Origin of the sequence: Antarctobacter aquimaris (assembly GCF_900184945.1) — a bacterium.
Taxonomy (GTDB): Bacteria; Pseudomonadota; Alphaproteobacteria; order Rhodobacterales; family Rhodobacteraceae; genus Maliponia; species Maliponia aquimaris.
On record NZ_FXYF01000022.1, the window covers coordinates 33,816 to 46,452 of the forward strand.

Annotated in this window: 12 protein-coding genes; 5 read left to right on the top strand and 7 right to left on the bottom strand. The window is 68.3% G+C overall.

Going from position 1 to position 12,637, the window contains the following annotated elements:
• Positions 1–29 precede the first annotated feature (29 nt).
• Both fabD and MAA8898_RS23630 read right to left on the bottom strand, forming a co-directional pair.
• The gene (fabD, locus tag MAA8898_RS23625; protein WP_094023490.1) at positions 30–971 is read right to left on the bottom strand and encodes an ACP S-malonyltransferase; all 942 of its coding nucleotides are present in this window, start codon (positions 969–971) and stop codon (positions 30–32) included.
• 107 nt (positions 972–1,078) lie between these two features.
• Positions 1,079–1,333 (bottom strand): hypothetical protein, encoded by a 255-nt coding sequence (locus tag MAA8898_RS23630; RefSeq protein ID WP_094023491.1) that lies wholly within the window; start codon positions 1,331–1,333, stop codon positions 1,079–1,081.
• A 235-nt stretch (positions 1,334–1,568) separates the two neighbouring features.
• Here MAA8898_RS23630 and rpsF point away from each other — a divergent pair, with 235 nt between their 5' ends.
• Genes rpsF through rplI form a run of 3 tightly spaced genes read left to right on the top strand, consistent with a single transcriptional unit; the run spans position 1,569 to position 2,850 of the window.
• On the top strand, positions 1,569–1,973 hold the full coding sequence (gene rpsF, locus MAA8898_RS23635; RefSeq protein WP_094023492.1) for a 30S ribosomal protein S6: 405 nt from the start codon (positions 1,569–1,571) through the stop codon (positions 1,971–1,973).
• 22 nt (positions 1,974–1,995) lie between these two features.
• Positions 1,996–2,223, top strand: a complete 228-nt coding sequence (gene rpsR / locus MAA8898_RS23640; protein WP_005852865.1) for a 30S ribosomal protein S18 — start codon at positions 1,996–1,998, stop codon at positions 2,221–2,223.
• Between the two features lie 12 nt (positions 2,224–2,235).
• Positions 2,236–2,850 carry a 50S ribosomal protein L9 gene (rplI, locus tag MAA8898_RS23645; protein ID WP_094023493.1) on the top strand — a complete coding sequence of 205 codons (615 nt, stop codon included), beginning with the start codon at positions 2,236–2,238 and terminating at the stop codon, positions 2,848–2,850.
• A gap of 217 nt (positions 2,851–3,067) precedes the next feature.
• On the opposite strand, the gene MAA8898_RS23650 is transcribed toward rplI, so the two are convergent.
• The 5 genes from MAA8898_RS23650 to MAA8898_RS23670 all read right to left on the bottom strand — a co-directional run bounded on the left by MAA8898_RS23650 (position 3,068) and on the right by MAA8898_RS23670 (position 9,652).
• Complete coding sequence (locus tag MAA8898_RS23650; protein WP_094023494.1) at positions 3,068–4,060, bottom strand: hypothetical protein; 993 nt, start codon at positions 4,058–4,060, stop codon at positions 3,068–3,070.
• 82 nt (positions 4,061–4,142) lie between these two features.
• Positions 4,143–5,468 carry a trigger factor gene (tig, locus tag MAA8898_RS23655; RefSeq protein WP_094023495.1) on the bottom strand — a complete coding sequence of 442 codons (1,326 nt, stop codon included), beginning with the start codon at positions 5,466–5,468 and terminating at the stop codon, positions 4,143–4,145.
• Between the two features lie 98 nt (positions 5,469–5,566).
• Positions 5,567–6,292, bottom strand: coding sequence for a sulfotransferase-like domain-containing protein (locus tag MAA8898_RS23660; RefSeq protein WP_094023496.1), 726 nt, complete (start codon positions 6,290–6,292; stop codon positions 5,567–5,569).
• A gap of 329 nt (positions 6,293–6,621) precedes the next feature.
• On the bottom strand, positions 6,622–9,135 hold the full coding sequence (locus MAA8898_RS23665; protein ID WP_245853597.1) for a PAS domain-containing hybrid sensor histidine kinase/response regulator: 2,514 nt from the start codon (positions 9,133–9,135) through the stop codon (positions 6,622–6,624).
• 7 nt (positions 9,136–9,142) lie between these two features.
• On the bottom strand, positions 9,143–9,652 hold the full coding sequence (locus tag MAA8898_RS23670) for a putative pterin-binding protein (protein WP_094023513.1): 510 nt from the start codon (positions 9,650–9,652) through the stop codon (positions 9,143–9,145).
• A 646-nt stretch (positions 9,653–10,298) separates the two neighbouring features.
• Between MAA8898_RS23670 and MAA8898_RS23675 the strand changes: the two genes are divergently transcribed.
• Both MAA8898_RS23675 and MAA8898_RS23680 read left to right on the top strand, forming a co-directional pair.
• Positions 10,299–10,913 (top strand): response regulator transcription factor, encoded by a 615-nt coding sequence (locus MAA8898_RS23675; protein WP_094023497.1) that lies wholly within the window; start codon positions 10,299–10,301, stop codon positions 10,911–10,913.
• Between the two features lie 374 nt (positions 10,914–11,287).
• Positions 11,288–12,577, top strand: a complete 1,290-nt coding sequence (locus tag MAA8898_RS23680) for an NAD(P)H-dependent oxidoreductase (protein WP_094023498.1) — start codon at positions 11,288–11,290, stop codon at positions 12,575–12,577.
• Positions 12,578–12,637: the final 60 nt, after the last annotated feature.

The window sequence follows — 12,637 nt, forward strand, 5'->3', positions numbered from 1 at the left end:
ATTTTGTCGACAAAATTTGTGCGCCCGGCTCAGCCGGCGGATGCCTCGACGGCCGCGGCGACATCCGCCGCCGTGCCGACAGTGCGCACGGCTGCCTCGCGGTGGATGCGGCGCACCATTCCGGACAGCGCCTTGCCCGCGCCGATCTCCCAGAACTCGGTCACGCCCTCCTGCGCCATCAGCGCCACCGACTCGCGCCAGCGGACCGCGCCACAGATCTGCGCCTTGAGCAACGCGCGGATGGTGTCGGGATCGCTGACCGGCGCCGCCTCGACATTGGCCACCACCGGCACCAGGGGCGCCTTGATCTGCACGGCGTCCAGCGCCGCGGCCATGGCCTCGGCGGCTGGCTGCATCAGGGCGCAGTGGAACGGGGCCGATACCGGCAGCATCACCGCGCGCTTGGCCCCGGCCGCCTTGGCCAGTTCCACCGCGCGTTCTACCGCCGCCTTGTGTCCCGAGATCACCACCTGCGCCGGATCGTTGTCGTTGGCCGCGGCCACGACCTCACCCTGCGCGGCCTCCTCGGCCACCTTGCGCACGGCCTCCAGGTCCAGCCCCAGCAGCGCCGCCATGGCCCCGACGCCCACAGGCACCGCCGCCTGCATCGCCTGCCCGCGCGTGCGCAACAGGCGCGCCGCATCGGCCAGGCTGAGCGCGCCCGCCGCCGTGAGTGCCGAGTATTCGCCCAGCGAATGCCCGGCGACAAAGGCCGCCGAGGTCACGGCGACGCCTTCGGTCTCGAGAGCGCGCATGGCGGCCATCGAGGTCGCCATCAGCGCGGGCTGCGCGTTTTCGGTCAGTGTGAGGGTCTCGATATCGCCGTCCCAGATCAGCGCCGAGAGTTTTTCACCCAGCGCCGCGTCGACCTCGTCGAAGACGGCGCGCGCCGCCGGGTAGGCCTCGGCCAGGTCCCTGCCCATGCCGATGGTCTGAGCCCCCTGCCCGGGAAAGATGAACGCGCGGGTCATGCCCCTCTCCTTGCCGTGATCTGCTTTCCGCAAGCCCTTACAGCCCGGAACGCCGATCCGCAATCTTTCCCCGCGCGTCGGGACCGGTCGCGCGGGGGTGGGTGCGCTCAGACCTTGCGGTGGAGCGCGCCCGAGAACAGCCCCAGCCCGCCGGTCAGCATGGCGACGGACAGCCCCAGCTTGAACAGCATCAGCGAGGGCGAGACGGTCGCGGCGGGCACCAGCCACAGCGCGAAGGTCGCCAGCACCAGCGCACCGCCGACCAGCAACTGCACAAGAGGTGCGAGGCTGGTCGAGCGTTCGCCGTCATGGGCGCGGGCATTGTCACGGGTGGCGGTGGGGACGATCTCGATGAGGGCCATGTCACATTACTCCGGTCTGTTGTTAACGATGAATTAAACTCTGGATTGTGCCCGCAATTGGGCGCATCCGGGGCAATCCCGGGCCGGATCCGGCCCCCTTGCGCAACGCGGCGATCCGTGTATACGGGGCGCTCTCTTCGCAACGACGTTTACCCGCGCAGGCTCTCGTGGGCAGGGCGCGAAGAGCCCAAGGCCCCTGCCCTATGAAATGCGCCTTGATAGAAATGGAGCCCGCATGCCGCTGTATGAGCATGTATTCATCTCGCGTCAGGACTTGTCCAACGCGCAGGCCGAAGGTCTTGTCGAACATTTCGGCACCGTCCTCGCGGACAACGGCGGCAAGGTCGTCGAAAGCGAGTACTGGGGCGTCAAGACGATGGCCTACAAGATCAACAAGAACCGCAAGGGCCACTACGCCTTCCTCCGCACCGACGCGCCCGCCTCGGCCGTGCAGGAAATGGAGCGCCTGATGCGCCTGCATGACGACGTGATGCGCGTCCTGACCATCAAGGTCGACGCCCACGAAGAGGGCCCTTCGGTCCAGATGCAGAAGAGGGACGAACGTGGTGACCGTGGCGATCGCGGTGACCGCGGAGATCGTGGCGACCGCCGCGAACGCCGTCCGCGCGACGACCGCTGACCCCAGGAAGGAGAGCTAAACCATGGCCGCAAAACCGTTTTTCCGCCGCCGCAAGGTCTGCCCCTTCTCGGGCGACAATGCACCTGCGATCGACTACAAGGACACCCGTCTGCTGCAGCGCTACATTTCCGAGCGCGGCAAGATCGTCCCCTCGCGCATCACCGCCGTCTCGGCCAAGAAGCAGCGTGAACTGGCCCGCGCGATCAAGCGCGCCCGCTTCCTCGCCCTGCTGCCCTACGCCGTGAAGTAAGGAGTACGACCCATGCAAGTCATCCTTCTCGAACGCGTGGCCAAGCTGGGCCAGATGGGCGATGTCGTCGACGTCAAGCCCGGCTTCGCGCGCAACTACCTGCTGCTGCAGGGCAAGGCGCTGACCGCCTCGAAAGAGAACATCGCCCGCTTCGAAGAGCAGAAAGCCCAGCTCGAGGCGCGCAACCTCGAGACCAAGACCGAAGCCGAAGCCCTGGCCGCGCGGCTCGACGGACAGAAGTTCGTCGTGATTCGCTCCGCTTCGGACGGCGGCAACCTGTACGGCTCCGTCACCACCCGTGACGCGTCCGTGGTCGCCACCGAGAACGGCTTTTCGGTCGACCGCAAGCAGGTGATCATCCGCCAGCCGATCAAGGAACTGGGCCTGCACGAAGTCGAGGTGCACCTGCACCCCGAGGTCGTGGTCACGATCCTGCTGAACGTCGCGCGTTCGCCCGAAGAGGCCGAGCTTCAGGCCTCCGGCAAGTCGATCCAGGAACTCGCCGCCGAGGAAGAGGCCCAGGCCGAATTCGAAGTGTCGCAGCTGTTCGACGACATCGGCGGTGCCGCCTCCGACGACGAGGGCGATGCCCCCGCCCGTCCGGCGGCCGACGACGAAGACAACTGAGCGCCACCCAGGCGTCAGCCCTGACAAGAACCGCGCGGGACAGTGTCCCGCGCGGTTTTTTCATGCCGGGACACGTGCCCGCCCTTCGACCCGTGCCATGTTCACGGTCAAACGGTCGCCTCCGTCCTGCATCGTCAATCGGGTGATGACCGGCGTGCACCGAACTGCCGTTTCCGGCGCCAGACCCGTCCAGATCCAAGGTGCGGCGCGGCACGCCTTACCGTGAGGGGATGGACTTAAGCATGCGCGTCACCTCGGCATCCGGCCGCCCGTAGCTGACCACGCGGACCTCCAGGCCGTGATCGCGCACCAGGCCCAGCGCCCGCGCCACCGCGTCCAGAATCCAGCCCTTGCCATTGCCGAAGGCGCCGCCGCCCAGCAGGGTCAGGAACACCCGGTTCGACGCCCCGCGGGCCGCGTTCCGCAGGGCGCAGAGCATCGTCGCCTCGTAGGCCGCCTCCAGCACCAGCCGGGCAAAGAGCTCCCACTCCGACAGCGCGCCGCCGCCGTAGGCCACCGGCAAGGCGCTGCAATAGACCTGGCTGACGACATGGCCGGTCGGCGCGATCGTGACCTCGCAGTCCTCGTGCAGGCCGATCCGAAGGAGACCGCGCAGGTGGTCCTTGCCCCCAGCATCCAGCCCGCGCAACTGTCCCGCCACCGCGGCAAGATCCCCGGGCCGCGGCAAGGCATAGCCGTTGCGCATCTGCCAAAGCGCCCCCTGCCCGTTGCCGAAGGCTGCGCCCAGATCCGCCAGCGTGTCGATCTGCACCTCGGTCTGGCCCAGCCCGCCCGACAGCGGCGTGAAGTAGTTGCGCCAGATCGTGCCGGCACCGCAGGCGATGGCGCAGGCCGGCCCTTGCGTGGGATCAAGGGCATAGCGCGTCACGCCGTCCGACGGCGTGACCGAGGGACCGACCATCTCCAGCAGGTTGAATTGCGACGCGACCTGGAACAGCGCCCCGGTGTTGGCCGGGTCCTTGTGCAGCGCCCGAACGTCCGCCACCACCTGCCGGAAGGTCGATGGTACGTCGCACGCAGGCGGCGCGTCGGCGCGCAACTCGGCCAGCGACGGCAGGGACAGCCGGCCCGCGCGCATCCGCCGGCCGGTCTTGCGTGCGATCAGGAATTCCCCGTCGCAATCAAAGGCCGCGCGCGCCGCGTCAGGGGATCCCTCGGGCACCCCGGCCAGCGTTTCGAACCATGTCATGACCCAACCCAGCGTTCGCGAAAACGAAAAGGGGCCGCCCTGGCAGGCGGCCCCGAAATCCTGACACGGATCGAAGGTCAGGTCACTCGTCGTCGAGCGACTCGACCGCCTTCTGAAGCTCTTCCTTGGTCACTTCCTTCTCGGTGACTTCGGCCTTGCTCACGATGTGATCCACGACCTTGTCCTCGAAGATCGGCGCGCGCAGCTGCTGCTGCATGCCGACGTTCTGACGGACGTATTCGAAGAACTGGCGCTCCTGGCCCGGGTACTGGCGGGCCTGGTTCATGATCGCCTGGGTCATCTCGGCGTCGGACACCTCGACCTCGGCCTTCTGGCCCATATCAGCCAGCAGCAGGCCCAAGCGCACGCGGCGCTCGGCCAGCTTGGTGTGCTCCTCGGTGGTCTCGATATCGGGGTGGTTGTGATCGTGGACGTCCGGGTTTTCCTCGTGCCACAGCTGGTGCGCGATCTGCTTGGCCTCGGCTTCGACCAGGGTCGGCGGAAGTTCGAAGCTGACCATGCCGTCCAGCTTGTCCAGCAGGGCGCGCTTGAGCACCTGGCGCGCGGCGCCGGCGTATTCAGCCTCAAGCCGCTCGCGGATCTGCGTCTTGAGCGACGCGAGGTCCTCGGCGCCGAACTTCTGCGCCAGCTCGTCGTTGATCTCGGCGGCCTTGGGGGACTTCACGCCCTTTACGGTCACGTCAAACACCGCGGACTTGCCGGCCAGGTGCTCAGCGCCGTATTCCTCGGGGAAGGAGACCTCCACGGCCTTTTCGTCGCCCGTCGAGACGCCGACCAGCTGCTCTTCGAAGCCGGGGATGAACGACCCCGAGCCCAGCGTCAGCGGGTAATCCTCGGCCGCGCCGCCCTCGAAGGCTTCGCCGTCGACCTTTCCGACGAAGTCGATCACCACCTGGTCACCGTCCTCGGCCGCGCCGTCCTTGTCGTCGAAGTCCTGCGCAGTGGCGGCGAGCGAGGCCAGTGCCTCGTCGACGGAGGCGTCGTCGGCCTTGACCACAAGGCGCTCCAGCGTGACGCCGGCCATGTCCAGTTCGGGGACCTCGGGCAGCGCCTCGTAGGTCATCTCGACCTGCACGTCGTCGCCTTCCTTCCAGTCCTCGTTGGCCATCTTGACCTGCGGCTGCAGCGCCGGACGGTCACCCGAGTCCTCGAAATGCTTGGACATCGCGCCGTCGATGACTTCCTGCATGGTCTCGCCCAGCATGCGCTGGCCGAACTGCTTCTTGAGCAGCGGCAGCGGCACCTTGCCCTTGCGGAAACCCTTCATCTCGATGTCGGGCTGTGCTTCTTTCAGCTTCTCGGTGACCTTGTCGTCAAGCTCGGCCGCCGTCACGGTGATGGCGTAGCCGCGCTTGAGCCCCTCTTTCAGCGTCTCGGTGACCTGCATGTCTCTTCCCTCGGAATGGTCAAGCGCCCCGGAGTCCGGGGCGCCCTGTGCGAATTTGGCACCTTCTATTGCCCGTCGCCGCCCGGCGCAAGCGGGATTCAGGCCGCAATCCGCAGCGATGCCGCGTGCAGCCGCTCATAATGCGGCAAGGCGGCGTCGTGGACCGCGCGCAGCGCCGGGTCCACCTTGGGCAGCGGCCCCTCGGCCCCGGCAAATCCGGTCGACCTGTGCACCGCGTCGTACCAGTGCGCCGCCCAGACACCGTCGTCCTTGTGCCCGCCCGCGGGCCAGGACAGCATGGCCGGGTCAAAGGGCAACCCGATGGCACCGCAGAGCGCGCGCATCGCGGGTTCGGGCGCCCGGCGGATGTCGTAACTGTCAATCACCGCGTGCCGCCAGCCGCGCCGCACCACCTCATCAAAGATCGCACCCTGCTGGACAAAGCCGATGTCGGTCAGCGCGGGGTTCTCGCGCTTGACCGAGTAGCTGGCCAGCACGCGGGCCGGATTGCGGATCAGGAAGACATGCACCGCCTCGGCGGCCCAGTCGATCCCGTCGCCCTCCAGCACGTGATGCGTCATCAGCTTGAGGTAGAAATGCGGCTGCCCACCCGGCGCGGGGGCGGCGCAGCGGCGGGCGACCGAGGCAAAATCCCTCTCGCCCGCCGCAAGGATCTCGTCCCGCATGGGATGCACGATCCCGGTGCGGTCGAGATACGCGGCGTAAAACGGTTCGTCCCAGACACCGCAGTCGCTGCGGGCCCCGAACGAATACATGAGCGCAGTCGAAAGGTTCCGGGGACCGGACCAACACGCGATATTCATGTCCCTGCTCCCCTTCCATGGGTGATGGCCAAATGGATCATGCGCCCTTATTGCGCCGATTTGGCGCGGAGGTCGAGAGTGTCAGGGGGTCCTTGCGTGCCTGTCTTGTACTCCGGGCTGGCGGTCGATCATCCCTGCCCGGCCGGCGGCAGAACCCGCTTCGTCGCCCTCGGCCGGGCCGGCCCGGGAGAGGGCGGCACCGCGCCGACCGCGGCGGTATTGCCCCTACCTGCTGCCCGGCGATGGCATCGCCTGCCATGACAGCGGCGTGACCGACATGGCCGACGTGGCGCGGGTGGTGGGCGCGGTGCGGCGCTGCCGGCAAAGCCTCAGCCCAGGCTGGGCGCGGGCGCCGTGTCCCAGGCGGCACGGGCCTGCGTGATGGCCACGGACAGCGCCGCGGCATCGTCCTGTTCGGCGGCGGCCTCGACCTTCAGCAAGGCCATGCGCAGGTCCGGCTGGCCAAAGGCCGCGGCGCTGCCCGCGATGCGGTGTGCGCGCTCGGCGATCTCGGTCATGTCCTCGGGCCGTGTCTCCAGCCAGTCCAGCAGCTGCGCGCCCTCGGCCATGTATCGCGCCATCAGCGCCGCCATCGGGTCGGTCTCGGCCGCCGGAGGCGAGGCCTGCGGCAAGGGGGTGTGGTCAGTCGGCATGGGCCGGCAGCACCGCGCGATCAGTTCGGCCAGCTCGGTCTTGCTCAGCGGCTTGCCCAGAAAATCCGACATGCCCCCGGAGATGAAGCGGTCCTTGGCCTCGGGCAACACGTTGGCCGACAGCGCGACGATGGGTGTCGCCTGGTTCGGCCCCTGCCCTTCGCGGATCGCCCGGGTCGCGGCCAGCCCGTCCATCACCGGCATGCGGATGTCCATCAGGATCAGGTCGAACCGCCGCTGGGCCGCTGCCTGCACACCTTCCAGGCCATTGACCGCCACCGTCACCTGATGCCCCAGCAGGTGCAGCATGTCGCGCGCCAGCTGCATGTTGATCTCGTTGTCTTCGACCAGCAGGATCGCGCAGGGGGGCTGCGCCGCGGCGGGGGACATGTCCTGTCCCGGCTCAGGCTCTGCCGGTTCCTCGTAGGGCGTGACGGGCAGATGCACCCAGAACACGCTGCCTTCGCCCAGCGTGCTTTCGGCCCCGATCTCGCCGCCCATGGCCTGGACAAAGCGCCGCGCGATGCCCAGACCCAGCCCGGTGCCGGGCACCGCGTGCGCGAGCGGCGCGGAGCCGGTCTGGAAGTCGCCGAAGACGCGTTCGATATCGTCCTCGGCGATGCCGACGCCGGTGTCGATGATGCGGAACTCGACGACGGGAGCGCCGGCGCCATCCTGCCGTTCCAGCTCGATCGAGACGCGGCCCTGCCGGGTGAACTTGAGGGCGTTGCCGACAAGGTTCAGCAGCACCTGCTTCAGGCGCGAGGCGTCCACCGCCACCCAGTCCATCGGCGCGCCGACCCAGCCCCATTCCAGCCGGTTGCCATGTGCCGAAGCGGCGCTGGCCTGGCTGTCGACAAGGTCCTGCACCAGCCGGCCCAGGTGCACCACCTCAGCGGGCGACACCGATGCGCCCGCTTCGAACCGGGCCACGTCCAGCACCGCGTCGACGTGCTGCATCAGCAGGTCGCCCGAAATGCCCATGTTCCGCACCAGCCGCTCCTGGTGGGCCGTCAGCGGTGTTTCGGTCAGCAGCGACAGGTTGCCCAGCACGCCGTTCAGCGGGGTGCGAATCTCATGTGTCATCATGGCCAGGAAATCCGCCTTGGCCTTTTCCCCGGCGAGCGCGCGGTCGCGCGCCTCCACAAGCTCGTTCTCGGCCGCGACCCGGTGCGAGATGTCACGCAGGAAGCCGATCACCATTTCCTCGTCGCCGGTCTGCGCCATCTCCAGCGCCATTTCGACCGGAAAGACCTCGCCGCCGGCGCGCATCGCCTCCAGCCGCACGCGGCCATGACCGACCACGCGCTTTTCGCCCGTCGCATGCATCCGCGCCATGCCAGCCTGATGCGCGGCGCGCAGGTGGTCCGGCACGATCAGATCGCCGATGTTGCGGCCGATGGCCTCCTGCGCGGCGTAGCGGAAAATGCGTTCCGCGGCGGGGCTGAACTGCAGGACCCGGCCGCCCGGATCGGCCACGATGACCCCGTCCAGCGAGGTGTCGAGGATGGTGTTCAGCCGCGCATAGGCGGCGGCCAGTTCGCGCCCCCGGCGTTCCGTCTGGCGGGAGGCCTGGCGGGCATGGCGCAGGAGATACAGCAAGGCCAGCACCAGCAGCCCGGTCAGCAACGCCAGCCGCGTCAGAGTGACGGCGACAGAGGTGCGCTGCGCGTCGGATTTCGACGCGAAGTAGGACAGCCCCGAGGTCGACAGCGCCCGCACGTCCTGCCGCATGTTGTCCAGCGACGCCGCCATCTCGTCGATGCGGGCGGCGAGGTCCTCGCGCGGGCCGTCGATCAGCGGGACCAGCGCCATCATCTTGTTGCGGACACTTCGCAGGGCGTCGTCAAAGCCCGGTTCCGCCCGAACCCCTTCGTAGAGCGAGCCTTCGGCCAGCGTGGCGATCCGGCTGAAGAAGATGTCGTATTCCTCGACCAGGCTGTCCAGGCTGCCGTCCGCGCCGGAGCGCGCGACGTCCAGCGCGTGCTGGAACTCGAGGAACTCGACCTCGGCCTGCGACAGGGTCCATTGCACGTTGTCCGAATCGGCGGTGTTCAGCAGACGCAGATCGCGCACGATCTCGGTCACCAGGTAGGCGATGGCGCCGAGGCACAGCAGCGCAAGACCCAGCAGCAGGGACCGGCCGCCGATGTGGCGCGGCAGCGCCCTGCGCGGCTGTTGCCGGGTCATCCGCCGCTCAGTCGTGGACGTGCATCCGGTCAAGCTGCCAGATGCTGCGGGCGTAGATCACCTCGGTGCGGTAGCTGCTTGACGATGCGTAGGGGTAGATCAGCCACAGCGGTCCCTTGTCCCGGCGCGACATCGGCTGGCCGTTCATCTCGTAGGCGACGACGGGCCCGCCGTCCACGCCATCGCTGGCAGGCACCACGACGGCATAGTCGTTTATCGCGCGGGCATCGACCTGGCTGCCGGTGGCGCCGACATAGGCCAGCAGGTCGTCCAGTTCGACCCCGGTGTAGGTGGCGGGTTCGGCGGTCCAGATGGTGTCCGTTTCGAAAGAGGTTTCGCCGATCGCGCGCAGCATGTCGATGTCCAGCCGCGCGGCACCATCGCCATTGGTGTTGGTGATGTCCCCCGTCACGGTCAGCAGGACCGTTCCCTGCGGTTGCGGCAATTCCCCCGCGAGTACCGTGACATGCGGCCCAAGGCCCAGAGCAATCGCGGAAAGAATGACAATGTTCAGCATCGCATTTGGCATAAAGGGTTCCTGGACTTCGGACAGACTGATGGCATGTAGGTCTTAACATCGAATTGGCGAAAAAATCACCGAGGCGAAAGGTAGGGGTGGGCCTATACGAATGGATAGGGCGCTTCTGGTCATTGCCTGGCGTCAGCGGGCTCCGCGTCTTGGGGCCACCGCCTGCGCCGTCATCGCCAGCGGGACGGCCAGATCGGCAGCGATGCGGTCGGGCGGCACCATGCCGGCCCGGTCCAGCGCGGTAACGGGTCCGGCCTGGGGGCGCGGGTGCTGGCACTATGCGTTCCGGAAACGGACGCGCCGGGCGATGCACCCCGGGTTCGAAAACGTGGCAAAGGCCGCGTGACGGCGGCGGCGGTGTCAAAGGCCGGGGCGATACAGGGTTTCACGACCGGATTCTCCGGTGTCGGCGGTGTCCGTGTCTTGGCTCGGACCGCCGCCCGCAAGGGCTGCCCCGGTCAGGGTGCGCCGCCATCGGACAATGCCGCAGCGCCGCCCTGCGGCCCCGAGGAACAGTCCGACTGTCGCCGCAAATGGGCCCGAAACTTTCTTCGCCGGAGTTTCAGGATATGCCGGTTTGATCCGCCTCCGCCGACAGACTATGGTCGCGGCACAGCTGCAACGACGGAACGCCATGCGCATCCTCATCGCCGACGATCACGATCTTCTGCGCGACACGCTGGTCGCCTTCCTCGGCGCGGCCCAGGGCTTCGAGGTCGGCACCGCCGCCAGCTTTGCCGACGCCTGCACGCGCATCCGCGAGGACGCGCGCTATGACCTTGTCCTGCTGGATTACAAGATGCCGGGGATGCGGGGGCTCGACAGCCTGCGCGAGGCGCTGGACATGGAGGGCGGACAGCGCGTGGCGCTGATCTCGGGCGAGGCCACGCGCGAGATCGCGGAAAAGGCGCTGGACATGGGCGCCGCCGGTTTCGTGCCCAAGACCCTGCCGGCCAAGTCGCTGGTAAACGCCATCCGCTTCATGGCCATGGGCGAGAAATACGCCCCGCTCGATTTCATGACCGCGCCCGATCCCAGCGAAAGCCACCCGCTGGCGCAGCGCCTGACGCCGCGCGAAATGGAGGTGCTGAAAGGGTTGGGCGAGGGCAAATCCAACAAGGAGATCGCCCGCGACCTGGGTCTGACCGAACCGACGATCAAGCTGCACATGAAGACGCTGTACCGCAAGCTGGAGGTCAACAACCGCACGCAGGCGGCATTGGTGGCGCACGAGTCGGGTCTTTTCTAGGGCAATCGCGGGCGCCTGCCTGTTCAGGACCCTGTGTCATTGCCCTCCGCGCCCGAAGCGCTCGCGTCGGGCAGGCCGCCCCCCACGCCGCGCCGGACCCGATGCGCGACTGGCCGGTCTACATGGAACGCGACCTGAGGCCAGGGGCGCCTTTCCCCCGGATTGGGCCCCGCGCGAGTGTCCCGCCCTTCCCTCCCGGCGCGCGGAGGATCCTGGACCACGCCCCGGGATTTCTTCTGGCCCGAAATATCCCGGGGGAGTCTCCCGGCGCGAGAGACGGGGGCATCGCCCCCTCCCCCTTGCCCACCGGCGCAAAGCCCCTTGCACTCGGCCCCGCCCCGGTCTGTGATGTCACGCAAGACGGGAGGAAACAGATGAACCTGGCAAGACTGGCCGCCGAGGCGGCAGAGCGTGGCACCCCGGTGCGCGCGGGCCTGATCGGCGCGGGCAAGTTCGGCTCGATGTTCCTGAGCCAGGTGCCCAGCATCGCCGGGCTGGAGGTCACCGCCATCGCCGATCTCGACGTGCAGCGCGCCCGCGCCGCCTGCGCCGCCGTGGGCTGGGAAGACACGCGCATCTCCGCGACGACCTTTGTCGAGGACGGCGCGGCGCTGGCCGCGCGCGACGATGTCGACGTGGTGATCGAGGCGACAGGCCATCCCCGCGCCGGCATCCGCCATGCCCGCGCCGCCATCGCCAATGGCAAACACGTCGTCATGGTCAACGTCGAGGCGGACGTGCTGGTCGGACCCGCGCTTGCCGCGGAGGCACGCGCGGCGGGCGTGGTCTATTCGATGGCCTACGGCGACCAGCCCGCGCTGGTGGCGGAACTGGTCGACTGGGCGCGTGCGGCCGGTTTCCACGTCACCGCCGCGGGCAAGGGGACCAAGTACCTGCCCGCCTACCACGAGGTCACGCCCGACGACGTCTGGACCCACTACGGCCTGACGCCAGACGAAGCCGCCCGCGCGGGCATGAACCCGCAGATGTTCAACAGTTTTCTCGACGGCACGAAAAGCGCCATCGAGATGGTCGCCATCGCCAATGCCTGTGGCCTGTCGGTGCCCACCCAAGGCCTGTCCTTCCCGCCCTGCGGGGTCGACGACCTGTCCCACGTCCTGCGACCGCGCGACATGGGCGGCCAGCTGGAGGGGCGCGGCATGGTCGAGACAGTCTCCTCGGTCGAGCGCGACGGACGGCCGGTGTTCCGCGACCTGCGCTGGGGCGTCTATGTCGTGCTGGAAGCGCCCAACGACTACGCCGCCGCCTGTTTCCGCCAATATGGCCTGCCCACCGATTCCACCGGCCGCTTTGCCGCCATGTACAAGCCGTTTCACCTGATCGGGCTGGAGCTGTCGATTTCCGTCCTCAGCGCCGCCTTGCGCGGCGAGGCCACCGGGCAGGCGCGCGAGATGCGCGGCACCGTCGCCGCCATAGCCAAGCGGGACCTCAAGGCCGGCGAGATGCTGGACGGCGAAGGCGGCTACACGGTCTGGGGCAAGGCGCAGCCGGTCACGCGGGCGGGCGATGCCCTGCCGATCGGGCTGGCGCAGGGGGTGGCGCTGAGGCGCGACCTGGCGCGCGGCGAGATGCTGCGCCTTTCGGACGTGGACCTGAAGGACGATCCGGTCGTAACGCTCTATCGCGGGTTGCTTCCGGCCTGAGAAAAGGCCGGCCCCGAAGGACCGGCCCAGGGCCTGTAATGCCGCCTGTGGCGGTCTGTT

Bases quoted from the DNA above. Each gene is read 5' to 3' on its own strand.
- MAA8898_RS23670 (WP_094023513.1), bottom strand. From the start codon at position 9,652: ATGCTGAACATTGTCATTCTTTCCGCGATTGCTCTGGGCCTTGGGCCG.
- MAA8898_RS23630 (WP_094023491.1), bottom strand. From the start codon at position 1,333: ATGGCCCTCATCGAGATCGTCCCCACCGCCACCCGTGACAATGCCCGC.
- MAA8898_RS23660 (WP_094023496.1), bottom strand. From the start codon at position 6,292: ATGAATATCGCGTGTTGGTCCGGTCCCCGGAACCTTTCGACTGCGCTC.
- MAA8898_RS23675 (WP_094023497.1), top strand. From the start codon at position 10,299: ATGCGCATCCTCATCGCCGACGATCACGATCTTCTGCGCGACACGCTG.
- tig (WP_094023495.1), bottom strand. From the start codon at position 5,468: ATGCAGGTCACCGAGACGCTGAAAGAGGGGCTCAAGCGCGGCTACGCC.
- rplI (WP_094023493.1), top strand. From the start codon at position 2,236: ATGCAAGTCATCCTTCTCGAACGCGTGGCCAAGCTGGGCCAGATGGGC.
- fabD (WP_094023490.1), bottom strand. From the start codon at position 971: ATGACCCGCGCGTTCATCTTTCCCGGGCAGGGGGCTCAGACCATCGGC.
- MAA8898_RS23650 (WP_094023494.1), bottom strand. From the start codon at position 4,060: ATGACATGGTTCGAAACGCTGGCCGGGGTGCCCGAGGGATCCCCTGAC.
- MAA8898_RS23665 (WP_245853597.1), bottom strand. From the start codon at position 9,135: ATGACCCGGCAACAGCCGCGCAGGGCGCTGCCGCGCCACATCGGCGGC.
- MAA8898_RS23680 (WP_094023498.1), top strand. From the start codon at position 11,288: ATGAACCTGGCAAGACTGGCCGCCGAGGCGGCAGAGCGTGGCACCCCG.
- rpsF (WP_094023492.1), top strand. From the start codon at position 1,569: ATGCCGCTGTATGAGCATGTATTCATCTCGCGTCAGGACTTGTCCAAC.
- rpsR (WP_005852865.1), top strand. From the start codon at position 1,996: ATGGCCGCAAAACCGTTTTTCCGCCGCCGCAAGGTCTGCCCCTTCTCG.